Raw genomic sequence first — 23727 nt, forward strand, 5'->3', positions numbered from 1 at the left:
ATAGTAAGCTATCGACTTTATATACATTTTTTTATTGAATTGTAATCCTATAATCTTCCGTAACCTAAGAAGTGTTTTTGGTTATAACTACTGCTTAAGCTAGCGTAAGCAATCCCTTTATCACCAGCATGAATCATTTGGCCATTCCCAACGTAAATACCGATGTGAGATGGACCTGGTTTATAAGTACCTTGGAAGAATACTAAATCTCCAGGTTGTGGGCTACTTACTTTAGAAACTGAATTCCAGTAACCTGCAACGTCTTGACGTCCTACACCATAGATGTAAGAAATAAATCCACTACAGTCAAAACCACCGTTTGATGGAGATGCACTTCCCCAAACATATGGCATGCCTAAATATTGTTGTGCTTTACCAATTACGCCAGGAGCTGGAGCTGGGCCTGGTGTTGGTGCTGGTTTTTTCTCTTCTTTTTTAGGTTCTTCTTTTTTAGGTTCTTCCTTTTTAGGCTCTTCTTTTTGAGCTTGTCCACCATTATTTGCTGGTGCAGCTTGCTCTGCAGGTGCTGGCTGAGCTTGCGCAGCTTTAGCAGCTTGTTCTGCTTGTTTTTGAGCAGCAGCTTCTTGTGCAGCTTTTTCTTGTGCTTCTTGTTCAGCAATACGTTGTAATTGTAGTGCTTGTTTTTCAAGATCTTTCAATTGACTTTCCGTACTTGTCATTGAAGTTACAACTGTATCCATTTTACCGCTTAAATCATTTACTGCTGTTGATTTTTTCGCTTTTTCAGCGTCAAGTTCTTTCTTAGCAGTTTCAATTTGAGCTTGTGCTTCTTTTAATTCTTTTTGCTTTGTTTTTACCGTTTCAACATCTTTTTTCACGTTCGCTTGATCTTCTTGTTGTGTTTTCATGATATCTTCATCAGACTCAAGAATTTTAGAAACAGAAGTTAAACGATCAACTAAATCTGCAACGTTTTTAGAGTTTACAAGAACTTCTGTTACAACGTTTGTATTTGGTTGTTCTTGAAGTGCAACTAAACGTTTTCTTAATAACTCTTCACGTTTTGCAATTTTCGTTTGTAGTTCTGCAATATCTTTATTTTTATTTTCGATTAATTGCTCAGTATCCGCAACTTTTTTCGTTGTTTCATCAAGTTTAGAAGCATTCGCTTGAACAGATTTATCCAAACCTTGAATTGTTTTGTTTAAGTCATTCATTTGTTTTTGTAATTCATCACGTTCTTGTTGTTGTTTATGTAAAGTGTCATTTTGTGTATTAATTTGTGATTTCACGTCAGAAATTTTATCTTCTGCAAATACATTTGGTGTTAGTCCTGAAAACATTAACCCTGCAACTAATGCGCAAGATGCCATTTTTAGCTTTTTCATTTTATTTTTTACACCGCTTTCTTTTGTCTTTTTCCGTATATAACCTATAAAATTTATACCATAATTCGGGATTTTTTTTGCTAATGTTACGCTATTGTAAAACAAATGTAATATTATATGTAACTCTATCGCAAAATATGCATATTTTTGTATATATGTGTAGAATTCTAAAAGCTTTTTATAAGCAAAGAAAAAACGCAAGGTTTCCCTTACGTTTTGTTACATACACTAATACGAATGAAATCAAAACGTTATTTCATCCATTTCTCAGCCCAATTTTGGACTTCATCCATAACACTTTCTAATGCTTTCCCTTTTTCAGTTAAGCCGTACTCGATTCGAACTGGTACTTCTGGATAAACATTACGCACTACAATGCCTTCGCTTTCCAATTCCTTTAAACGCTCTGATAACATACGATCGCTCATATTCGGTATAATATCTGCGATTTCTCTAAAACGTTTTGACTCTTCAAGCAAAGATTTAATAATTAAGCCAGTCCATTTTTTACTAAGCAAAGTAAAAGCTGACTCAAACTTTGGACATAAACAAGAATTATGCTCCATATGTTTCACCTCTCTTCCATTATAATATAGTTTCTTGTAAAAAGTAAGTTATAAAACTTTCCTCATTATTTTATTTTACGTACATTTTACCATTTCCAAATATTAACTTGTCAACTACACGTAAAATATCCGTAAAAAAACCCTCTTCAAAAAGAGAGCTTTTTATATCTTATTACTTCGTATACCATCCAAGACCTAGTGCACCTTCACCTAAATGCGTACCAATTACAGCACCGAAATAGCCTGTGCGGATTGTAACATGAGGATATTTTGCTTCTAATTCTGCCTTCCATTCATTCGCTTCCTCTTCACGTTGTGCATGAATGATAACTGCTTCCATAGGTACACCTTGACTTGCTTGCTCATCAAAAATTTCAACAATTCGTTTTAACGCTTTTTTACGTGTACGAATCTTTTCAAATGGAATAATGATTTTATCTCTAAAATATAAAACAGGCTTCACTTGTAACAAACTACCAATGAAAGCTTGTGCACTATTTAATCGTCCTCCACGTTGTAAATGATGTAAATCATCCACTACAAAATAAGCGTCCATCGTTTTCTTCATTTCATCAAAACGGGCAACGATCTCTTTCGGATCCTTTCCTTCGCTTGCTAGCTTTGCACCTTCACGTACATAGAATCCTTGTACTTCACAACTAATTTCAGAGTCGTACGTATATACATCAATACCCTCTACCATTTGCCCGGCTGTCGTTGCTGTTTGATATGTACCACTAATCCCACTTGAAAGATGAATGCTAATAACCGCATCATAATCCTTAGATAGTTCTTCAAATAACTCAACAAACTTTCCGATTGCTGGCTGAGAAGTTTTCGGAAGTTCTTCTTGCTCACGTACTTTTACATAGAAATCATCTACTGAAATTTCAGCTTCTTCTTGATAAGATTCCGTTCCAAACACAACGTTTAATGGAATCATATATATATTGAGTTCATCACGAATATGCTTCGGTATATATGCTGTACTATCAGTAACAATAGCTGTTTTCATTTGCGTACCTGCCTTATAAAAAAGTTTTTATTCCCTAAGTTTACACGAAAACTAAAAATGGTGCATCCATACATGAAAATGCCGATTTGAAATCATACTTACCATCTCGACAAATTACAACAAGAAGGTGAAATACTCACCAAAAATTTCAACTTATTTATAAAAAATGTTTGAATATAAAAACGCTCGCTTTTAAAATGTAAAGTACTAGTCATTTTGGTAGATAGGGGCGTATACGAGTGTTATTACAATATTTAACAATCAAAGACTACGGTGAGCACGAAATTGTCATTCAAAAATCAAGATTTATTTGTTACGTTAGCAGAGCTACAACCGAAGCAGAAGCTCAAGAATTTATACAAAAAATAAAAAAACAAAATTGGAATGCCACACATAATTGTTCTGCGTATTTGATTGGCGAACAAGATCAAATCCAAAAAGCAAATGATGATGGAGAACCTAGCGGCACAGCTGGCGTACCTATGTTAGAGGTACTAAAAAAACGCGGTTTAAAAGATACCGTCGTTGTCGTTACACGCTATTTTGGTGGCATCAAACTTGGCGCAGGTGGATTAATTCGCGCATATGGAAAATGTACAAGCGAAGGCATTAATCATGTCGGTGTTGTTCAGCGAAAACTAATGCGTGTTATGCAGACCGAAATTGATTACACATTACTTGGCAAAATTGAAAATGAATTACGTAATTCGAAATATGCCATTAAAGATATACATTATCTCGAAAATGTCACATTTGATACGTATGTAGAAGAAGACGGAAAACAAGCATTCACAGATTGGATGATTGAGTTAACAAATGGGAAATGTACAATTACAGAAGGAGATATGTTGTACTTAGAACAAGATGTTATCTAAGAATAACTACATCCTCACCTTTAAAGATTAATGTAGTGAATTACTTTCCTACAAATGAACTAAGGAGATTATATATGGAAGAACGTTATTATCATCTCCAAAATAGCAGAATAAAAAAGAAACGAAGAAGAAAGTTTTTCTACTTCCTTATTTTCGTATTTTTATTTGGTGGTGTAGGACTTTATATATTAAATTCCTACTCTTCTCTCATGGGGATGTATAGTGGTTTTACTCGTGAAAAATCGGACTTGAGAACCGAAGATGTAGAAATTACAAAGGAGCCTTTTACACTCCTCATTATGGGTATAGAAGATTACGCAACGGACGGTCAAAACGGTCGTACAGATTCATTAATGTTTGCGACCGTCAACCCTAAAACTAAAAAGATTTCGCTTATGAGTATCCCTCGTGATAGTCGCGTTCCAATTGTTGGTAAGAACAAAGAGGACAAAATTAACGCTGCGCACGCTTACGGTGGAGAAGAAATGGCAATCAAAACTGTCGAAGGTTTTCTAAAAGTGCCTGTAGACCATTATCTTAAAATTGATTTCCAAGGCTTTAAAGGTATTGTTGATGCTGTTGGCGGTGTTACTGTTGATGTCCCATTCGATTTTTGGGAGCGTTCGGACGTGGATTACTACAAAAAAATCGAATTTAAGCAAGGACAACAAGACTTAAATGGGGAAGAAGCACTCGCATATGTACGTATGCGAAAGCAGGATCCAAACGGCGATTATGGTCGGGCCGCTAGACAAAGACAATTACTAGCCGCTGTTGCTCAAAAACTAAATTCAGCCTCTACCGTATTTAAAATTAAAGATTTAACGGCCGTCGTTGGAAAATATATAAAAACTGACATTCCTATTTCTGACGGACTTGCACTTTACAATAAACTATCTGGGTTTGATCCTTCTACAATACAAACGTTCAAACTTGAAGGAGAAGACAAAAAAATAGGTGGGATTTATTACTTCCTTCCAGACCCAATCGGTGTAGAGACAGTACGTAACGAAATTAAAAAAGAATTAGGAGAAACAGCAAACACTCAAGAAAATCAAACTACAAAAACCCAATCAAATCCTTCTTCAAATGCTAACTCTAACGAAAAAGCGAAGAAAGAAACGAATCAGAATCAGAATCAGAACCAAACACCAACTGAACCTCCTCCATCCACAAATGCTCATGCAGAGTGGATTATGAGAAATCAGCAATAACAAAAAGAGCCAAATCGCATATGATTTGGCTCTTTTTTATTTACTTATTAAAGTGTTGCAAAATTGCTTCTACAATACGCTCTGATGCACGGCCATCACCGTAAGGATTAGATGCTTTTGACATCTTATCATGAGCTGCTTTATCTGATAACAACTCATCAGCAAGACCAAAGATTGTCTCTTCGTCTGTTCCTGCTAATTTCAATGTACCTGCGTCAATACCTTCTGGGCGTTCTGTTGTATCACGAAGAACAAGAACCGGTACACCTAATGAAGGCGCTTCTTCTTGTACACCACCAGAATCAGTTAACATTAAGTATGAACGAGCTGCAACATTGTGGAAATCAATTACATCTAGCGGCTCAATTAAATGAATGCGGCTATGATCGCCTAAAATATCATTCGCTGTTTCACGAACAACAGGGTTCATATGAACAGGATACACAACTTGTACGTCTTCATGCTTATCAACAAGACGTTTAATTGCACGGAACATGTTACGCATTGGCTCTCCTAAGTTTTCACGACGGTGAGCTGTCATAAGTACAAGACGATCGTTTCCAAGTTTCTCTAGTACAGGATGACTATATGTTTCTTTTACAGTCGTTTTTAGTGCGTCAATCGCTGTATTTCCTGTTATGAAAATGCGTGACTCATCTTTATTTTCTTTCTGTAAGTTCGTTGCTGATTTTGTTGTAGGTGAGAAATGAAGATCTGCCATGACGCCTGTTAATTGGCGATTCATCTCTTCTGGGTATGGAGAATATTTATCCCATGTACGAAGTCCTGCTTCAACATGCCCTACTGGAATTTGATTGTAGAAAGCAGCTAAACTTGCAATAAATGTTGTCGTTGTATCACCATGTACAAGTACAATATCCGGCTTTGCTTCTTTCATTACTTTATCCAAACCTTCTAAACCACGCGTTGTAATATCAATTAAAGTTTGGCGGTCTTTCATAATATTCAAATCGAAATCTGGCGTAATTCCAAAGATACTTAATACTTGGTCTAACATTTGACGATGTTGTGCTGTTACAGTCACAATCGATTCAATTTTGTCTGGATGCTTTTGCAACTCTAACACAAGAGGTGCCATTTTAATTGCTTCTGGACGTGTCCCGAAAATTGTCATTACTTTTAAACGTTCAGTCATTTCATTGCCTCTTTTCTTTCACTAGTTACAAATTCTATTATGACATATAAGAATATACATGAATACATGCCTTTTTAACGAATAACGGAAAAGTCCCTTTTACAAATACTTTCTCTTCCAACCGAATAATAATCTATTTCTTGCTTCTTGACATCCTCAATAGTATAACAATTTCTTCCATCTAATAAAATAGGCTCTCTCATAAGTTGTGCGTACTTTTCTAACGGATAAGCTCGGATAGCCTCCCATTCTGTCATGATAAAAGCCGCACTCGCTCCTCTAATCGATTCATCTATACATTCGCTATATTGTATAGTCTCTCCAAAGATATTTTTCATATTTGGAATCGCTTTTGGGTCATATAGAACTACATCCGCACCTATATGAATTAATTCTTGTATCATAATAAGGGACGGTGCGTCTCTTATATCATCAGTATTCGGTTTAAATGCCGCTCCCAGCACCGCAATCCGCTTCTTGTTCATATTTAATACTTTCTTCGCTTTCTCAATCAATAACAACTGTTGTTTATTATTCACTTCAATGACTGCTTTTAACAAGCGAAAATCATGCGCCACATTCCCTGCAATTTGCACAAGGGCTTTCGTATCTTTCGGAAAACACGAACCCCCATAACCAATGCCAGCATTTAAAAAAGACGCCCCAATTCTCTTATCCATTCCCATCCCTTGTGCAACGTCTAATACATTGGCTCCTACCTTCTCACATATATTTGAGATTTCATTGATAAAACTAATTTTTGTCGCTAAAAAAGCATTCGATGCATATTTAATCATCTCTGCACTTTTTATATCTGTAACATACGTTTTCAAGCGTAATTCACTATACAAATTCTCTACTTTTCGTGCCGCTTCCTCATTATCTGCTCCAATTACAATACGATCTCCCTGAAAAAAATCGTAAATCCCTGAACCTTCCCGTAAAAATTCCGGATTCGATACAATATGTAATTCATATCTATTTTGTAATTTCTCCTCAATCCATCCCCTCATAACATCATTTGTACCTACAGGAACCGTACTTTTCGTAACGACAATAATGTCGTTCGTCGCATATGTTCCAATATCGTCACAAGCTCTTCGAATATATGTTAAATCCGCTGTCCCATCTAATAAAGATGGCGTTCCAACTGCAATAAATATAAATTCTGCATCGTAAAATGCTTTTACTCTACATGTTGTAAAAGTTAAACAATCATTCTCACATGCATCATTTATTAATTCATATAAACCCGCTTCATAAATTGGCAGATCTCCTTGCTTTATCCGTTCAATTTTCTCATCATTTATATCAAAACATGTGACTGAATGGCCTAACATTGCCAATCCTACTCCTGTAATTAATCCAACGTATCCGGTACCTATTATCGTAATTTTCATTTCCTTTTCGCACAGGAATATAAAATATAAAATATACGAATACATAGAATTCTCCCTGTGCTTCCCCCTCTCACATTAAAAATGAGAAAACTCTTTTACTTCTTTATTATATGAATTACTTTTTCCATTCTTTTTTAAGTTTTTGTAAAATTACATGTAAGAATATAAAATGAAACTTTATTCAGTGAGGGGCATCCATCATCGACTAATTATTAGTTAAACCAATCGGCCTTTTACAGGAATTAAGATTGCCACCTAACTTCTTTTCTCCAACTGAATTTTGAGGTGCGAACCTTACTGCCCGTTCATGCAGATAAATTCCCACATTTTAACACGGAACTTACTCATTTCTACGTGTAACACTTATAATACTGAAATAAAAGTATTCACTATCGAAGAAAAAGAGAAAATGTCATATTCCAAAGCCCAATACGATTAACCTTCTCAAATGATTCAACATTCTGTATACAATTGTCATATATTCTATCTGCTTCCATTTACCGTAAACAGAAAAAAAGATTGAATTCTAATCTTTTTGTGATACCATATGTTATGAGCCTGTAAATAAACATCATAATTTTCAGATAAATGTATTAAAAAATTTACGTTAGACTATAAAAGGGTGGGGTATTAATGGACTCACAAGTGATTTATGCCATTTTGGCATCTTTCATCACTGTACTCGTCGTTACTCCTTTAGTTATTAAGTTAGCTTTTAAAATAGGAGCAACAGATAAGCCAAACGCTCGTAAAGTACACCAAAAGATTATGCCTCGTCTTGGCGGATTAGCGATATTTATTGGTGTAGCTGTAGGATTTGTTGTCGGCGGCTTATATGAACAAAGAATGTTATCGATAACGCTAGGTGCGATTATCATTGTAATCATCGGTATTTTAGATGATATGTACGAGTTATCTGCGAAGGTAAAATTCGGTGGACAACTATTAGTTGCCATAATGATTGTAAAAAGTGGATTATTAGTGCAAGTATTATATATTCCAATCCTCGGGGATACTGAACTCGGATGGCTTGCTTATCCAATTACAGTATTTTGGATTGTAGGTATTACAAATGCAATCAACTTAATTGATGGCTTAGATGGGTTATCTGCTGGTATTTCATCTATCGTACTTGCAACGCTAGCATATATGGCCTTCACTAGCCCATGGGGCACTGGAGCCGCTATTATCTTACCGCTAGCATTAATTACATTAGCAAGTACAATTGGATTTTTATTCTACAACTTCCATCCAGCAAAAATTTTCATGGGAGATACAGGCGCACTATTTTTAGGATACTGTATTTCTGTTATATCGTTACTTGGATTATACAAAAGTGTAACGTTATTCAGCTTTATCGTTCCAGTTATCATTTTAGGCGTACCTGTATTTGATACGACATTTGCAATTATCCGCCGTATCGTAAATAAAAAACCTATTTCAGCACCAGATAAATCGCATTTACATCACCGTTTACTTGCAATGGGCTTCTCTCATCGTAAAACGGTACTAATTATATACGCATTCGGTATTTTCTTTAGTGTAAATGCAATCATTTTCTCTAGTGCGACATTATGGTTATCCATTATTCTTCTTTTCGTTTTAATCTTCTTTACAGAAATCATTGCTGAAGTAATTGGGCTTGTACATGAACGTTACAAACCACTTATTTCCTTCTATAAAAAAGTGAAAAAACGCGAAGACTAATTGTAGTATAGCCTTTACAATTATGAAATATTCAAATAGCACCCTCTTTCTTATAAGAGGGTGCTATTTTTTATTTTTTACTCCTCATTTCATATTTCCAAAATATAGTTTGTTTGAGAGTCCCACTATTGGAGAAAGATATACATAATAAGAAAAGGATTATATTTTCTTTTTTACATCTTGATTGTCAAACTGAGGGTGAATGTTATGATCAAGCGAGTATCTCAATACATTATTTTATTTTTAACGATTACTATGTACGCGTCATCTCATGCAGGAGCAACTACAATGCCCCCTGCTGAACATCATCCAAATACTGAAACTACCTCTCCTATCCAAAAAATCGCGTACTTAACATTTGATGACGGACCAAACAAATATACTACGCAAATTTTAAACATCTTAAAAGAAAAGAACGGAAAAGCAACTTTCTTTGTTATTGGTGGAAAAGTGCCACATTATAAAAAAACAATGCAACGATTAATTAAAGAGGGGCATTATATCGGACTTCACAGTATGTCACACGATGTAAAACGCCTTTACACTGGTGATCCATCCGCTTTAATTACAGAAATGGAACAAACACAAAATATTGTTCAGCAAGTTACAAAATTAAATACACATCTCGTTCGTGTCCCGTACGGTAGCATGCCTTACTTAAAAAAGAATTACCGTGATGCACTTGTATCCGCCCGGTATAAAATGTGGGATTGGACAATCGATACATATGACTGGAAAAGCTATGACAATCCTTCTGCCATACTAGAAAGAGTACGTAATCAGAGCGATGAACAAGTCGAAGTGATTTTAATGCATGACTCGAGTGTAACCGTACAAATACTGCCCAAATTAATTGATTACTTACAGTCACAAGGATACAAACTTCTTCCCTATAATCCATCTTCTCACCTCGAAGTGAACTTTTGGAAAGACACAAGATTGTAACAGCTTTAGTGCCTATGTGCTAAAGCTGTTTTATTTTTCTCTTCCCACCCTTCCCATTTTTGTGTAAAATTTTAAATAGCGATGAATTTTCGAGGTGAATAGAAATGAAACGAATAGATCTCATTTTTAACGCAATACAAGAAGGTAATTATATAGAAGGTGTAACCGCATCAGAACTCGCTAGCCTTCTACAACTAGATCGCGCCAATGTAAGTAGCGACTTAAACAAACTTGTAAAAGATAAACGTTTATTAAAAACAAATACGCGTCCTGTTCGTTTTTATATAGAAACGAACGCTTCGTTGGAAACGCATTCAAAGGAAATGACTTCATTAGATACATTTGCAATTGAAAATACAAGCCTTAAAATCGCAATCGAAAAAGCGAAAGCTTCTATTCTCTATCCTCCAAACGGTATGCATACTTTACTGCTAGGAGAAACAGGGGTCGGAAAATCTATGTTCGCTTCTTTAATGCACGAATATGCAATTGAAGTTGAACAGCTTCCTAAAAATGCACCATTTATCGTCTTTAACTGTGCCGATTACGCAAATAATCCACAGCTACTACTGGGGCAATTATTTGGGATTAAAAAAGGAGCTTATACAGGGGCAAGTGATCAAAAAGGGTTAATTGAAAAAGCACATGAAGGGATCCTTTTCTTAGATGAAGTACATCGCCTTCCTCCCGAGGGACAAGAAATGCTTTTCACCTTTATTGACCGCGGGGTATACCGCCGCCTTGGAGAAACAGAAAACGAGCGTACAGCACAAGTATTAATCATTACTGCAACAACAGAAGAACCAAATTCATTTTTATTAAAAACATTTACAAGACGTATACCAATGACTGTTACGCTACCACCACTTCGTGAGCGTACACATAAAGAACGATTTGCTTTACTGCAACTATTTTTCACAAATGAAGCAATCCGTCTGCGAAAAGAAATTCACGTTAGTCCGAATGCAATGCGCGCTTTCGTCTTTTACAATTGCCCCAATAACATCGGGCAATTAAAAACGGATGTACAAATTGCCTGTGCGAAAGCCTACTCTGAATTTGTGACAAAGAAACGTGATTCTGTCTATGTTTCAAGTACAGATTTACCTTGGTATATGAAAGAAGGACTATTCATTGAAAGAAAGAGCCGTCATCTATACCAAATACCAAATGAAACATTTATATTTACAAGTGATGAAGGTTGGAGTAATCATAAAATAGAGAATGAAAAACGGTCTTCTATTTACGATTATATTGATTATAAATACGAAGAACTTCAAGCTCGCGGTATTGAAGAAGACGAATTAGAATTACTAATAGAAAATGATATTCAAAGCTTTTTCGTACAATATTTTAACCAAATTTCCAAAAAAACAAGTCATGAAAATGTTTTTAAAATTGTGGATCGTAATATCGTTTCCGTATGTGAAAGAATTGCGGAACTTGCTGAAAAGCATTTATCTAAGACGTTTGATGAAAAAGTATTTCTCGCTTTAAGCTTACATGTACAGACAACTCTACAACGTTTACAAGCTGGGAAACAAATTCATCACCCACAATTAAATCAAATTCGTACGAAATATAAAGACGCTTTTTCCGTAGCCATGCAATGCATTCAACTACTGGAGGACGAATTACACATAACAATGCCTATTGATGAAGCAGGCTTTTTAACAATGTTCTTCGTTGTTGATCCAATTCCTGCCTCACAAACAGAAGTAAAGGTATTAATATTAGCGCACGGCAACGGCATCGCAACAGAAATGGCAAACGTCGCAAACGAACTGCTCGGCATTGAGGAAGTAACCGGTATCGATATGCCGTTACATGAATCGCCGAAAGATTTCTTAGAGCGTGTGAAAGTGTATATGAAAACACTCCAAAATGTAAATGGACTTCTCTTACTCGTCGATATGGGCTCGCTCGCTTATATTGGTGATATATTAGAAACTGAGTTCAAAATTCCGGTACGTGTTCTTTCCATGACAAGCACTCCACATGCACTAGAAGCAGCTCGAAAAGCTCAACTTGGCTACTCATTAGATGCATTATATGAAACAGTGAAGAACTTAACACCGTTTTACTTAAACGTACAAGAAGAAAAGAAAAAGCCACTATCACCAATGAAGTCTGTTATTTTAACAGCTTGTTTAACTGGGGAAGGCAGTGCTTTAGCTATTCAAAAAATGTTAGAGAACTATTTGCGATTTGACAAAGACTTAATTGAAATTATTCCGATTAGTATCGTCCATGAAAAAGATTTAACGAAAATGATTGAGAATATAAAAAAAGAACGGAATATCATTTGTATCGTCACAAATTTCGATGTGCAGGTGCCATGCTTAACATACCATTTCCAAGACATTGTAAACTACACAGCGATTCAGCCAATTCAAGAATTAATTACGTATGAAGAAACATATGCAAAAATGGCTGATATTCTGGAACAACAAATGCAGCGGAACGACGGAGCATTACTTATTAAAACAATTCGTTACGCATTAAATACAATTCAAGAATTAATTTCCTTACAGCTAACTCCTGACAGCTTAATGGGTGTGATTCTGCATATGAGCTGTATGGTTGACCGTCTTCAAAAAGGAGAAAGCCTCCTCCCTCATCCAGATAAAGAGAAACGAAGACAAGATGAGTACTGGATGTATATGAAAGTGAAAAAAGCATTACAACCAATTGAAAATACATTTGAAATACAAATACCTGATGATGAAGTGTTTTATATCATGGACTTCTTCATTAAAAATCAGCCTGTAAAAAATTAATCGAAGTAGTTTTTTAAATATATCGATTTAACGATAATAACCACTAAAATTTGCACCTTATAGAAAAAAAGGCTGTTCCAAAATATGGACAGCCTTTTTTCTACTTCTTTACTTTTCTGATTCTCCCCCTGATTTCGCCCTTCTTATTGGACTTTGTATAAACATTTACATATACATTTGCCTGAATGATTTCTTGAAGTAGGCTATCAAACGCTCTTCCCTGTAAAGGGCCTTCAAAATCTTCCACATTGACTACACCGGTCACGACTCCTTCATTTACACTAATACCTTGCTTTATTGGACCAAACAAATTTAAAATCACTGGACCTATTTGATCCGCTTTTCCTAAATGAATTTGGCATGATGTAACTTTTTCGATGTTTTTCAATATGATCCGATATTGTAATTTCTTTAAATCATCACTAAATATAAACTCTGTTACACCATAAGCTTCTGTATTTACAGGAGGTATTTCCCTCTTTCCTGTTAACCTCGCAAAGAAATGTGTTGTCATACGGGCATTCTCCTCATATAAATTTCCCAGCACTACTTCTACTACTTTATGGTTTATACATAATCATTTATGACTTTTTCAAATTTTAATTACGAAGAAAAGATTCACACAATCTTTACATTAGAATCGTTCCTTTTGCTTCACTATCTTTTGTATAATGCACATAGAAAAACATTCTCGGAGGTCGTTTTGAAAAATAACAAATACACTTTTCACACATTATTAGAGATTTTTCTCGTTTCATTTAAATTAGGAATTACTTCATTTGGTGGCCCCGTCGCCCATCTCGGCTATTTCCACCACGAATATGTACAAAAAAGAAAATGGATGGATGAACGAAGCTATGGTGATTTAGTAGCACTATGCCAATTCCTCCCTGGTCCTGCTAGCAGCCAAGTCGGTATGGGGGTTGGATTATTAAGAGGCGGGGTATTAGGTGCTATTATTTCATGGATTGGATTCACTTTACCGTCTGTGCTTGTTTTAGTTTTCTTCGCCTCATTCCTTAATCAGTTCGATCTTGGAAGTGCTGGCTGGATTCACGGACTAAAACTTGTAGCAGTCGCCATTGTTGCTCATGCCATATGGGGAATGGCACAAAAATTAACGCCAGACCGAAATCGTGCGACGATTGCGATTGTAACTGCCGCAATCGCCTTATTATGGCCAAGCAGTTGGACACAAGTCACCCTTATTATAATATCGGGCTTTATAGGCTGGTTTTTATATCGCAACCAACCAATTAGCCAATCTCAAAATATAAAAGTACCTATTTCAAAAAAGATAGCAGTTTCTTGTCTCATCTTATTCTTCGGACTATTAATACTGCTACCAATAGTAAGACCGTTCTCTTATTACATCGCTTTATTTGATAGTTTCTATCGCTCTGGTGCACTTGTATTTGGAGGCGGACACGTCGTTCTACCCCTTCTTGAAGGTGAGTTCGTACAAAACGGAATGATGACGAAAGAACAGTTCCTAGCTGGATACGGATTAACACAAGCGGTACCAGGTCCACTATTTACATTCGCCTCTTATATAGGAGCAGTTTTAAACGGGACGCTTGGAGCCATACTCGCAACAATTGCGATCTTTCTTCCTGCTTTCTTGCTCGTTATTGGTGTTTTACCATTTTGGGACAGTGTGAGAAAAATCTCTTACATACAAGGTGCACTACTTGGAGTCAATGCAGCCGTTGTCGGTATTTTATTAGCAGCTTTTTATGATCCTATTTGGACAAGCACAATTATAAACGCTGTAGATTTTGTTTTTGCGTCTCTTCTATTTTGCTTGCTCGCTTTTTGGAAAACACCACCTTGGGTTATCGTTATACTCGGAGCCTTTGGCGGGTATGTTCTATCCATCTTGTAAGCAAAAAACGACGGCATTATATAGCCGTCGTTTCTCTATTAAAACTTCACAAGTTCTATTCCTTCAGGCAACTCGCTCTCTGTTAAAATACGCAATTCTTTCACACGATCCATTACGTAAGAAGAACGCTTCACAAGCTCTGGATCAATATAAGCTGGATGAACCATAATTTCTACCGTTTGTTCACCTTTTACTCTTTCTTTTAACTTCACAAAGTAATCTTCCGTCACACCATCCGCGTAAAAATCACTGTAAAACACGTCAGAAAACGGGCGTACTGCTCGCTCTTCCTCACAACGACGAATTGGAACATTATATGTAGCCGCTAACCTCTCAAGAACATCGTGCAAGATTGGTAATCCATGCACATGATGATGACTATCTAAATGAGTTGGCGTTAATCCGTAAGATAGGAATTTCTCAATTTGAGCAGTCCACTCTCTCTCTACTTCTTCTGGATTTACATTCCCTTTCCATACGACGCTTTGTTTATGAAACAATCCATCACTACTTACAAGTGATGGTACGTCTCTAAGAAGTGGTTTCCCTGCTGTTAATACGAGATGTACGCCTACTCCGAGTAGGTTATACTCTTTTGCTAAGCGTACCGCATGCTCTGTTCCTGGCATATTCATCATCATTGTCGTTGAATTTACAAGTCCATTTATATGTCCATCAATAATGCCGTAATTTGTACCTTCTGTAAGACCGAAATCATCTGCATTTACAATTAACTTAATCATCGTAATACCTCCTAATAGAATAAAAAAAGCGGGCTAAATAGCGCCGCTTTATTTCTCTACCTTTTTGAAGAACTGTGGAAGATATTCTTTATGTGCTTCCAACATTTCATCTAAAATTTGTTTTGCAACTTTATCTGATGGTACAAGTGGATTAATTGTCATAGCAAGCAGCGCTTTATGATAATCCCCTGTAACAGCAGCTTCAATTGTTGTGCGCTCAAATGATTTAATTTGTTGTACTAAACCGCGAACTGGTACGGGAAGATCTCCAACTGCAATTGGTTTTGGACCTTCTTTCGTAATAATACAGTTCACTTCAACAGCCGAATCATGTGGTAAGCTTGCAATTGTTCCGTTGTTTCGTGTATTAACAGGCTGAATATCACCTTTATTATTGTAAATAGACGTAATTAAGCTACATGCTGCGTCACTATAATAAGCGCCGCCACGTTTTTCTAATTGTGGTGGTTTAATATCTAAGTTCGGATCTTTATATAACTCGAATAAATCATCTTCTAATTGTTTTACTACTTCTGCACGTGTACCTTTTTCAACAGAAGCTTCTTTCTCTTCTTCTAACATTTCACGTGTTTTGTAGTAATAACGGTGGTATGGGCATGGAATTGCACGAAGGCCGCGAATAAAGTCTGGCTCCCAGTTAAGCGCTGCAATATTTTCCATCGTAATTTGCTTTTCTGGATCTGTTACAAGCTCTAACACACGATCCATTACACTTACGCCATCTAAATATACATCTAGTCCGTATACCATATGATTTAAACCTGCGAAATCAACGTGGACACGACTTGCATCTACTTCAAGTAATCTTGCAAGACCCATACGGATTCCGATTGGAACGTTACATAGACCAACTACTCTTTGAATATTTGTATAACGAAGCACAGCTTCCGTTACCATACCAGCTGGGTTCGCGAAGTTAATTAACCATGCATTCGGACAAAGCTCCTCCATATCCTTACAAATATCTAAAATAACAGGAATCGTTCTCAGTGCTTTGAATAAACCACCAGGACCATTCGTTTCCTGACCGATTACATCATATTTTAATGGGATTGCTTCATCTTTTGCACGAGCTTCTAATAAACCTACGCGAAGCTGCGTTGTTACGAAGTCAGCATCTTTTAATGCTTCACGGCGATCAAGTGTTAAATGTACCTCGATTGGTAAACCAGATTTTTTCACCATACGTTTCGCTAAGTTACCAACGATTTCTAACTTTTCTTTTCCTGCCTCAATATCTACTAACCAAATTTCACGAACAGGAAGCTCATCATAACGCTTAATAAATCCTTCAATTAACTCTGGTGTATAACTAGATCCACCGCCGATTGTAGCAATTTTAATTCCAGTCATGCTTTATTCCCCTTTCGCTTCTAACTTTTTATAAAGGTCAATAAATTCAGCTGCTAATTCTTTTACTGTAATCGCATTCATTAAATGATCCTGTGCATGAATTAAAAGAACACTAATCTCTGTTTTTTCTCCTCTTGCTTCTGATTGTATGAGCTCTGTTTGGAAATGATGCGCTTCATTAATCGCTTCTTTCGCCTTTACCATCGCTTCATCAGCCTCTGCCATTTTCCCCTGTTTGGCAAATTGAAGTGCCTCCATCGCAAAGCTTCGTGCATTACCACTATTTAAAATTAATTGGAATGGAATTTGTTCTGCTGTAGTCATCATAATTACCGCCCTCTCTATTATGGTTCAACCGATTGAAATACCCCTTCAGTTTGAACATTTCTATTAAATTATTATTTTATGAATGATAGTTTGGTGTTCTTGTAGATGGGTCTCATCTTTCTGAACATGATATAAAGGTGATTGTTCTCACAGATAATGTTACCCGTGAGAACAATTACTATGTTACATAGGTACAGAGTTGTTATTTCCTTGTGCTGCTGCTTTTTCAGTACGAACAACAGAACGGTCAGATAATACAACGAATGGATAGTAGATTACCATCGCAATTACAAAGTTGAATAACTGTAGAATTGCACCTGAAAGATGTCCACCTGTTACAAGATAACCACTAATAATTGGTGGTGTTGCCCATGGAATCATCACAACTGTTTTTGGTACCCAACCAATAGATATTGCTGTATAAGAAGTAATTACTAATACAATTGGTGTTAGGATAAACGGTAAGAATAAAATTGGATTTAAAATAATTGGTGTACCAAAGATTACTGGTTCGTTAATATTGAATGCACCTGGTCCAATTGATAAGCGAGATACACCGCGTAATTGTGCACTTTTTGCTACAATTAATACGACCACTAAGAACGCTAATGTTGCACCAGAACCACCAAGATATACGAAAGTATCAAAGAATGGTTTTGTAATAATGTTTGGAACATCAAATGCAGATGTACCACCTTGGAATAACTTCATATTTTTCTCTAATGCCGGTAAGTATAATGGCTCAATAATACCACCAACGATATTTGGCCCATGTAAACCGAAGAACCAAAGAAGATGAACAAGGAGTACAATGATAATTGCACTTGGTAATGTCCCTGCTAAACTTTGCAGTGGTGATTGAATCGTATTAAAGATAAATTCATGAACACTTGTACCAGCTAATTTCACTGCTAATTGAATACCTGCAACTACTGTTAAGATAACAAATGCTGGAACTATAGCTGCGAAAGATCTTAAAACTGCTGGCGGTACTCCATCAGGCATTTTAAAAGTAATGTTTCTTTGTACAAAGAAACGGAATACTTCAGTAACAAGGAGTGCCACGATAATTGCTACGAATAGCCCTTGTGCCCCTGTCCAAGCTAAGTTCAATCCGCCTTCTTTCGGTGTTGTTGGCGTAAGAATAATTAACGCACCAAATGAAATAATACCTGCTGACAAACCATCAACGCCGTAAGATTTTGCTAAGTTATAACTTGTTGTAAATGCTATGATTAGTGCTAAAATTGCGAAAGAACCAGTCCACATTCCACCGCCAACTTGTTTCCACGTTTCACCAAACAAACCTTTCATGAACTCTTGGAAAGCTTCAGACGGAAAACCATTAATTAGTGATGCCAGTGCACCAACTAAAATAAGTGGCATAACTGCAATAAATCCATCACGGATCGCAGCTAAGTGACGTTGCGATCCGATTTTACCAGCGACAGGAACAATATATTTCTCCATGAATGCAATAAACTTTTGCATTTCGCTTCCCCCCTAATTATTTTTTAAGTGTTAATGCGTGATCTAAAACTGCTTCTCCATTCATCATGCCGTAGTGCATTGGATTAATAACGTCGATTCCAACGTTTCTCTCATCAGCAAGCGTTTTCATTGAAGAAAGCATGTAACGAACTTGTGGTCCTAGTAATAATACATCTGCTTGATCGATATTTGTTTTTACTGCATCCCCAGATACAGCCCAAATCTTTCCTTCTAGACCGCGAGCTTTTGCAGCCGCTTCCATTTTTGTAACTAGTAAACTTGTAGACATCCCTGCTGAGCAACATAATAAAATATTCATTTGAAAATCCCCCTTGTGTAGTATAAAAAATTTATGTTTATTTATTTTTCTTTACGCTATTTATTAATGCAATTAGCGTGCCAACTTTTTAAAACCACTAAAATCAGCACTTTTTCGACTGTTTTCTTTGTGTGTTAACGCTTTCAATTAGTGTGTCATCAAAAAACACACAGTGTGTTATAAAACAACACGCTTTTAACACATAACTGTATGAAAATAGATTAGTGTTTAGTTGTCTAGTTGTATTCAAAACAAAAAAACACTAAAATTTTTTTAGCGTGAAAATCTAGTGAAAAAATAAACCTCTCTTAAACACATTCTTCTATCTATTGTCCAAGCCACCTCTACTAAATTACATAGAATAGAATAAAATAACAAAATTCGAAAGGGGATTCCTATGCCAAAACATAGAAAACAGAACAAAATAAAGATTTATAGAATAACAAGCTATAAAAAAGACAAGCGTTCTGAATTAGACTCTGACAAATTTGAACTAGAACAACAGGAAATAGAAAATAAGCAGGATAAGCAAAACAAACAGGACAAACAAGACAAGCAAAACAAACAAGACAAACAGGACAAGCAAAATAAACAGGACAAACAGGACAAGCAAAATAAACAGGACAAACAGGACAAGCAAAATAAACAGGACAAACAGGACAAGCAAAATAAACAAGACAAGCAGGACAAGCAAAATAAACAAGATAAACAGGACAAACAGGACAAACAAGAACAATTGGAACCTATAATAGAAACAAGTTCACACAACTTAGATGTATGGGATACAATTTCTCTACAACAGATACAAAATGGCGAGCATACGAGTTTATTTGCAGAACAAAGTAATTATCAAAATATTACTTTGTTACAAGTAAGCGATGTCCGTTTATATTTAGACAAACAACTACAATTCAGTTCCGTTGACGAACAAATTTATCATGAAGCCCTTGTGCATCCGATTATGTCAAAAGTAATTGATCCAAAACGTGTTCTCATATTAGGTGGTGGCGATGGCCTTGCCTTACGAGAAGTTTTGAAGTATGAAACTGTGCTACATGTAGACCTTGTTGACTTAGATGGATCGATGATTGATATGGCTCGTAATGTTCCTGAATTAGTTTCTTTGAACAAAAGCGCATTTTTTGATAATCGTGTGAATGCACACGTATGCGATGCAAAGAAATTTCTGAATTCTCCTTCCTCTTTATACGATGTAATCATTATTGATTTTCCAGACCCAGCGACAGAGTTGTTAAGTACTTTATATACAAGTGAACTTTTTGCTCGTATCGCTACGTTTTTAACAGAAGATGGCGCGTTCGTCTGTCAATCTAATTCACCTGCTGATGCACCCCTTGTATATTGGAGTATCGGTAACACAATTGAACATGCTGGATTAACTGTGAAAAGTTATCATACAATCGTTCCTTCTTTTGGAACTGACTGGGGATTTCATATTGCGGCTAATTCTGACTATGTACTTGATCAAATTGAGCAATTATATGTTGTACCAACTCCTCAAACATTACCTTCTCTTCTTTCTCCCTTATTTCAATTTAAAGAAGAACATCTCGAACAGCGTAACCTTGCCCTTTTAAATTCAAAATCAAACCTTATCCTACATCAGTGTTATAAAAAAGAAATGGAGTTTTAACGATATTATAGTGAGGAGTGCTATCTTATGGAATACTCTACTTTCGGTAAGCATATAATAGTAGATTTATGGGGAGTGGACTTTTCCCTATTAGATGATGTTCACTTTTTAGAATATCATTTAGTTACCGCTGCTGATCACTCAGGTGCCCATGTTTTAAACGTAAGTGCAAAAGAATTCGAACCGTACGGTGTTACTGTCTTAGTTTTACTATCAGAAAGCCACCTTTCTATTCACACTTATCCAGAAAAAAACTTTGCAGCCGTTGACTGTTATACGTGTGGTACGACCGTTGAACCGCAAATAGCAATTGATTATATCGTAAGTATATTAAAACCAAATGAGATGAATATAAAAAAACTAATTCGTGGTATAGGAGAGATTGTTACAACCGATTAATTATCACTCTTACTCATTTGTGAAAAAGGAGGATTGTAAATACCGTCAGTGGAACGACCATTCCACTGATGGTACAGAAACATACATATTTTTTCACCTTAATTGATGGTTTAATCTCTCGATTTTTCGCTTCCAGTATAACATCATCATAAACCATATAATGAAGTAAATAACAATAAAACTTCCTATACAAACAAGAATCGGACCGAAACGATTTGAAACCCATCCAATCCAAATGGCTGTAGGCAAAAATGTTCCTATTCATTTTTACATAAACCTGGAAATAATAAATATAATCCTGCGTAAGTGGTTTTTGTTTCGTCATAACTGTCTCTTAATACAACATAAAAAAACCTTGCATACGCAAGGTTCATTCAGACATCGACATCTTCCTATATAATTCTACAAATTCACTCGCTAATTCCTTCACCGTAATTGCATTCATTAAATGATCTTGCGCGTGCACCATCAGAAGGGTAACTTCGGTCTTTTCACCACCAGCTTCTTTCTGTATGAGCTCCGTTTGTACACGGTGCGCCTCTTTTAATTCCTCTAACGCTTCTTGTAATTTCGCTTCTGCTTCTGTAAATTCTCCACGCTTTGCACAATCAATTGCTTCCATTGAACAACTTCGTGCATTTCCCCCATGCAAAATTAAATGAAAAGCCTTCGTTTCTATCGTATCCATTTTAGTTCTTTACTCCCCCTTTTCTTCCGCCAACTTTTGTTTATCCCATATTTTTAAGAACGGTAAATAAATGAAGAATGCAAGCGCAAAATTAACAAGTTGTAACACAACACCTGAAATTTTCCCACCCGATCCTAAATATCCGCTAAACAGAATCGGTGTCGTCCAAGGAACAGCAGCCCCGCTCGGACGAGCAACTAATCCCCATTCCATTGCAAAGTAAGAAACAATTGTTAACACAACTGGAACCAATATAAATGGAATTAGTAAAATTGGGTTCATGACAATCGGCATACCAAAAGTTACCATCTCATTAATGTTAAATATACCAGGTGCAATTGACAATCTACCTAAACTTTTTAATTGCTGACTTCGTGCAAACAATAACATTCCAATAACTAAAGCAAGTGTCGCACCAGATCCGCCCATATAAATCCATAAATCAAAAAACTGTGCAGTAATCGTATTTGGTATATCTTGCCCTGCTTGGTAAGCAACTCGGTTTTGATCCATTAACGACAACCAAACCGGACTCATTACACCACCAACAATAGTAGCTCCATGAATTCCACATGACCAAAGAACATGAACGAGAATAACAGCTATTATTGCGCCCCAAAGACTAGCACCAAGTACACTAAGTGGTTCCTGTAAAATTTGCCCCACAATATTATGGATACTGCCAAAAGAAGTATTTTCTATAATTAAGCGTAAAATCCAAATAACCGTTACAACAATAAATCCTGGAACAAGCGCGGCAAATGAACGTGTCACAGCTGGCGGAACTGTCTCTGGCATCTTTATAATTATCTTTTTTTGTACAATAAACCGATAAAGTTCAGTAGATATAAGTGCAATAATCATTGCTACAAATAACCCTTGGCTTCCCATTAACGCAGCTGGGATAGCACCTTCTACAAGTACACTCTCTTTTGTACTTGGTATAATATATGCAACTTGAAATGGCGTCGCAAGTAAAAACGTCACAAGCGACAATGCCCCGGATGCTAAAGCGTCCACTTTATAATATTCTCCAAGTCTGTAAGCGATTCCAAAAACAGCTATTAAAGCCATTATATTAAAAGTTGCACTAACTGGATACCCCAAAGCCCTCTGCCAATTCTCCCCAAACAAACCTGCCATAAAATCATTATAACCTGGTATTGGTAAAGCACTAATGATGAGGAAAAATGATCCTATAATTAAGAAAGGCATCGTCAATACAAGTCCATCACGAATTGCTAGCAAATGCCTCTGTTCTGCAACCTTTCCCGCTACTGGCATTACATATTTCTCTAAAAACCGTATCATCTATCCCACTCTCCTCATGGTTTCATTGACAAAGCTGCTTGTAAGATAGCTTCTCCATTACAAAGCCCGTAATGGACAGATTGAATGACATCAACAGGTACTCCCTTCTCCTTACATAACTCTTTCATTTTCGGTAATAAATAACGTACTTGTGGTCCAAGTAAAAGTACGTCAGCTTCATCTATGTGACTATTTACTTCAGAACCTGATACTGCCCAAATCTTTACCTCTATCCCTTTTGCCTCTGCTGCTTTCTCCATTTTAGTAACAATCAAACTGGAAGACATTCCCGCTGCACAGCAAAGTAAAATATTCATCCCTTTTCCCCTCCCCCTTTTTCCAAACCTAAGTTACGGCGCATCCTTTGCCACCACTAGGTTACAAATATATATGTCTAGATTTCCTGCTGTATGCCGAGCTTAAAAACAAAAATTTCTCGGTTTTCACGCTATTCCATCTATCATTATTCTCCTAGTAAAGAGGACTCTAACTCGCTATAATAATTCAGTATGATTTTTTTAATTGATAG

22 protein-coding genes and 1 pseudogene are annotated in these 23727 nt (G+C 36.3%); 8 read left to right on the forward strand and 15 right to left on the reverse strand.

What is annotated here, in order from left to right; translation table 11 throughout:
- Positions 1 to 47 precede the first annotated feature (47 nt).
- The 3 genes from NHG49_RS26220 to NHG49_RS26230 form a co-directional block, all read right to left on the reverse strand.
- Positions 48 to 1454 (reverse strand): C40 family peptidase, encoded by a 1407-nt coding sequence (locus tag NHG49_RS26220; protein ID WP_142289379.1) that lies wholly within the window; start codon positions 1452 to 1454, stop codon positions 48 to 50.
- Positions 1455 to 1600: 146 nt separating this feature from the next.
- Entirely contained in the window at positions 1601 to 1915 is a 315-nt protein-coding gene (locus NHG49_RS26225) for a winged helix-turn-helix transcriptional regulator (protein ID WP_000400858.1), read from the reverse strand.
- A 172-nt stretch (positions 1916 to 2087) separates the two neighbouring features.
- Entirely contained in the window at positions 2088 to 2930 is an 843-nt protein-coding gene (locus NHG49_RS26230; protein WP_000844775.1) for a DegV family protein, read from the reverse strand.
- A gap of 239 nt (positions 2931 to 3169) precedes the next feature.
- On the opposite strand from NHG49_RS26230, the gene NHG49_RS26235 reads away from it, so the two are divergent.
- Together NHG49_RS26235 and NHG49_RS26240 are read left to right on the forward strand one after the other, a co-directional pair.
- On the forward strand, positions 3170 to 3805 hold the full coding sequence (locus NHG49_RS26235) for a YigZ family protein (RefSeq protein ID WP_000926678.1): 636 nt from the start codon (positions 3170 to 3172) through the stop codon (positions 3803 to 3805).
- 74 nt (positions 3806 to 3879) lie between these two features.
- On the forward strand, positions 3880 to 5019 hold the full coding sequence (locus tag NHG49_RS26240; protein WP_258126698.1) for an LCP family protein: 1140 nt from the start codon (positions 3880 to 3882) through the stop codon (positions 5017 to 5019).
- 40 nt (positions 5020 to 5059) lie between these two features.
- On the opposite strand, the gene wecB is transcribed toward NHG49_RS26240, so the two are convergent.
- Together wecB and NHG49_RS26250 are read right to left on the reverse strand one after the other, a co-directional pair.
- Entirely contained in the window at positions 5060 to 6175 is a 1116-nt protein-coding gene (wecB, locus tag NHG49_RS26245; RefSeq protein ID WP_088047796.1) for a non-hydrolyzing UDP-N-acetylglucosamine 2-epimerase, read from the reverse strand.
- Between the two features lie 74 nt (positions 6176 to 6249).
- Positions 6250 to 7620: a UDP-glucose dehydrogenase family protein gene (locus NHG49_RS26250; RefSeq protein WP_308665365.1), complete on the reverse strand. Its 1371-nt coding sequence runs from the start codon at positions 7618 to 7620 to the stop codon at positions 6250 to 6252.
- Positions 7621 to 8208: 588 nt separating this feature from the next.
- Here NHG49_RS26250 and NHG49_RS26255 point away from each other — a divergent pair.
- The 3 genes from NHG49_RS26255 (at position 8209) to NHG49_RS26265 (ending at position 13007) form a co-directional block, all read left to right on the forward strand.
- Positions 8209 to 9282: a glycosyltransferase family 4 protein gene (locus NHG49_RS26255; RefSeq protein ID WP_016718934.1), complete on the forward strand. Its 1074-nt coding sequence runs from the start codon at positions 8209 to 8211 to the stop codon at positions 9280 to 9282.
- Between the two features lie 207 nt (positions 9283 to 9489).
- On the forward strand, positions 9490 to 10227 hold the full coding sequence (locus NHG49_RS26260; protein ID WP_258126701.1) for a polysaccharide deacetylase family protein: 738 nt from the start codon (positions 9490 to 9492) through the stop codon (positions 10225 to 10227).
- A gap of 104 nt (positions 10228 to 10331) precedes the next feature.
- Complete coding sequence (locus tag NHG49_RS26265; RefSeq protein ID WP_064476190.1) at positions 10332 to 13007, forward strand: sigma-54-dependent transcriptional regulator; 2676 nt, start codon at positions 10332 to 10334, stop codon at positions 13005 to 13007.
- Between the two features lie 100 nt (positions 13008 to 13107).
- Here the strand turns inward: NHG49_RS26265 and exsM are convergent, their stop codons facing one another.
- On the reverse strand, positions 13108 to 13521 hold the full coding sequence (gene exsM / locus NHG49_RS26270) for an exosporium regulatory protein ExsM (RefSeq protein WP_098273202.1): 414 nt from the start codon (positions 13519 to 13521) through the stop codon (positions 13108 to 13110).
- 189 nt (positions 13522 to 13710) lie between these two features.
- On the opposite strand from exsM, the gene NHG49_RS26275 reads away from it, so the two are divergent.
- Positions 13711 to 14892: a chromate transporter gene (locus NHG49_RS26275; RefSeq protein WP_088047795.1), complete on the forward strand. Its 1182-nt coding sequence runs from the start codon at positions 13711 to 13713 to the stop codon at positions 14890 to 14892.
- Positions 14893 to 14930: 38 nt separating this feature from the next.
- Here NHG49_RS26275 and chbG read toward each other — a convergent pair whose 3' ends face one another.
- The 5 genes from chbG to NHG49_RS26300 all read right to left on the reverse strand — a co-directional run bounded on the left by chbG (position 14931) and on the right by NHG49_RS26300 (position 19146).
- Complete coding sequence (gene chbG / locus NHG49_RS26280) at positions 14931 to 15635, reverse strand: chitin disaccharide deacetylase (RefSeq protein WP_064476187.1); 705 nt, start codon at positions 15633 to 15635, stop codon at positions 14931 to 14933.
- Between the two features lie 48 nt (positions 15636 to 15683).
- Entirely contained in the window at positions 15684 to 17009 is a 1326-nt protein-coding gene (celF, locus tag NHG49_RS26285) for a 6-phospho-beta-glucosidase (protein WP_000145757.1), read from the reverse strand.
- Positions 17010 to 17012: 3 nt separating this feature from the next.
- Complete coding sequence (locus NHG49_RS26290; RefSeq protein ID WP_000989050.1) at positions 17013 to 17336, reverse strand: PTS lactose/cellobiose transporter subunit IIA; 324 nt, start codon at positions 17334 to 17336, stop codon at positions 17013 to 17015.
- Between the two features lie 183 nt (positions 17337 to 17519).
- Positions 17520 to 18827: a PTS cellobiose transporter subunit IIC gene (gene celB, locus NHG49_RS26295; RefSeq protein WP_064476185.1), complete on the reverse strand. Its 1308-nt coding sequence runs from the start codon at positions 18825 to 18827 to the stop codon at positions 17520 to 17522.
- 16 nt (positions 18828 to 18843) lie between these two features.
- A complete protein-coding gene (locus NHG49_RS26300) occupies positions 18844 to 19146 on the reverse strand; it encodes a PTS sugar transporter subunit IIB (protein WP_001023569.1) in 303 nt (100 codons plus the stop codon).
- A 397-nt stretch (positions 19147 to 19543) separates the two neighbouring features.
- Between NHG49_RS26300 and NHG49_RS26305 the strand changes: the two genes are divergently transcribed.
- A complete protein-coding gene (locus NHG49_RS26305; RefSeq protein ID WP_258126703.1) occupies positions 19544 to 20800 on the forward strand; it encodes a polyamine aminopropyltransferase in 1257 nt (418 codons plus the stop codon).
- A gap of 27 nt (positions 20801 to 20827) precedes the next feature.
- Entirely contained in the window at positions 20828 to 21199 is a 372-nt protein-coding gene (gene speD / locus NHG49_RS26310; protein ID WP_064476183.1) for an adenosylmethionine decarboxylase, read from the forward strand.
- Between the two features lie 93 nt (positions 21200 to 21292).
- Here the strand turns inward: speD and NHG49_RS26315 are convergent.
- From NHG49_RS26315 to NHG49_RS26330, 4 genes and pseudogenes are all read right to left on the reverse strand, one after another.
- Positions 21293 to 21460 (reverse strand): annotated as a pseudogene (locus NHG49_RS26315) (DUF3021 family protein); the annotation flags it as partial.
- Positions 21461 to 21569: 109 nt separating this feature from the next.
- On the reverse strand, positions 21570 to 21887 hold the full coding sequence (locus NHG49_RS26320; protein ID WP_087983153.1) for a PTS sugar transporter subunit IIA: 318 nt from the start codon (positions 21885 to 21887) through the stop codon (positions 21570 to 21572).
- 9 nt (positions 21888 to 21896) lie between these two features.
- Positions 21897 to 23198: a PTS cellobiose transporter subunit IIC gene (celB, locus tag NHG49_RS26325; RefSeq protein ID WP_000617771.1), complete on the reverse strand. Its 1302-nt coding sequence runs from the start codon at positions 23196 to 23198 to the stop codon at positions 21897 to 21899.
- A gap of 14 nt (positions 23199 to 23212) precedes the next feature.
- Complete coding sequence (locus tag NHG49_RS26330) at positions 23213 to 23515, reverse strand: PTS sugar transporter subunit IIB (RefSeq protein ID WP_048563423.1); 303 nt, start codon at positions 23513 to 23515, stop codon at positions 23213 to 23215.
- Positions 23516 to 23727 lie beyond the last annotated feature (212 nt).

The organism is Bacillus sp. IBL03825 (genome assembly GCF_024712505.1).
Taxonomy (GTDB): domain Bacteria; phylum Bacillota; class Bacilli; order Bacillales; family Bacillaceae_G; genus Bacillus_A; species Bacillus_A wiedmannii.

What these genes read in the sequence shown, in the direction of transcription:
- NHG49_RS26225 (WP_000400858.1), bottom strand. Translation starts at nt 1,915, where the DNA reads ATGGAGCATAATTCTTGTTTATGTCCAAAGTTTGAGTCAGCTTTTACT.
- NHG49_RS26230 (WP_000844775.1), bottom strand. Translation starts at nt 2,930, where the DNA reads ATGAAAACAGCTATTGTTACTGATAGTACAGCATATATACCGAAGCAT.
- NHG49_RS26240 (WP_258126698.1), top strand. Translation starts at nt 3,880, where the DNA reads ATGGAAGAACGTTATTATCATCTCCAAAATAGCAGAATAAAAAAGAAA.
- wecB (WP_088047796.1), bottom strand. Translation starts at nt 6,175, where the DNA reads ATGACTGAACGTTTAAAAGTAATGACAATTTTCGGGACACGTCCAGAA.
- NHG49_RS26250 (WP_308665365.1), bottom strand. Translation starts at nt 7,620, where the DNA reads ATGTATTCGTATATTTTATATTTTATATTCCTGTGCGAAAAGGAAATG.
- NHG49_RS26255 (WP_016718934.1), top strand. Translation starts at nt 8,209, where the DNA reads ATGGACTCACAAGTGATTTATGCCATTTTGGCATCTTTCATCACTGTA.
- NHG49_RS26260 (WP_258126701.1), top strand. Translation starts at nt 9,490, where the DNA reads ATGATCAAGCGAGTATCTCAATACATTATTTTATTTTTAACGATTACT.
- NHG49_RS26265 (WP_064476190.1), top strand. Translation starts at nt 10,332, where the DNA reads ATGAAACGAATAGATCTCATTTTTAACGCAATACAAGAAGGTAATTAT.
- exsM (WP_098273202.1), bottom strand. Translation starts at nt 13,521, where the DNA reads ATGACAACACATTTCTTTGCGAGGTTAACAGGAAAGAGGGAAATACCT.
- chbG (WP_064476187.1), bottom strand. Translation starts at nt 15,635, where the DNA reads ATGATTAAGTTAATTGTAAATGCAGATGATTTCGGTCTTACAGAAGGT.
- celF (WP_000145757.1), bottom strand. Translation starts at nt 17,009, where the DNA reads ATGACTGGAATTAAAATTGCTACAATCGGCGGTGGATCTAGTTATACA.
- NHG49_RS26290 (WP_000989050.1), bottom strand. Translation starts at nt 17,336, where the DNA reads ATGATGACTACAGCAGAACAAATTCCATTCCAATTAATTTTAAATAGT.
- celB (WP_064476185.1), bottom strand. Translation starts at nt 18,827, where the DNA reads ATGCAAAAGTTTATTGCATTCATGGAGAAATATATTGTTCCTGTCGCT.
- NHG49_RS26300 (WP_001023569.1), bottom strand. Translation starts at nt 19,146, where the DNA reads ATGAATATTTTATTATGTTGCTCAGCAGGGATGTCTACAAGTTTACTA.
- NHG49_RS26305 (WP_258126703.1), top strand. Translation starts at nt 19,544, where the DNA reads ATGCCAAAACATAGAAAACAGAACAAAATAAAGATTTATAGAATAACA.
- speD (WP_064476183.1), top strand. Translation starts at nt 20,828, where the DNA reads ATGGAATACTCTACTTTCGGTAAGCATATAATAGTAGATTTATGGGGA.
- NHG49_RS26320 (WP_087983153.1), bottom strand. Translation starts at nt 21,887, where the DNA reads ATGGATACGATAGAAACGAAGGCTTTTCATTTAATTTTGCATGGGGGA.
- celB (WP_000617771.1), bottom strand. Translation starts at nt 23,198, where the DNA reads ATGATACGGTTTTTAGAGAAATATGTAATGCCAGTAGCGGGAAAGGTT.
- NHG49_RS26330 (WP_048563423.1), bottom strand. Translation starts at nt 23,515, where the DNA reads ATGAATATTTTACTTTGCTGTGCAGCGGGAATGTCTTCCAGTTTGATT.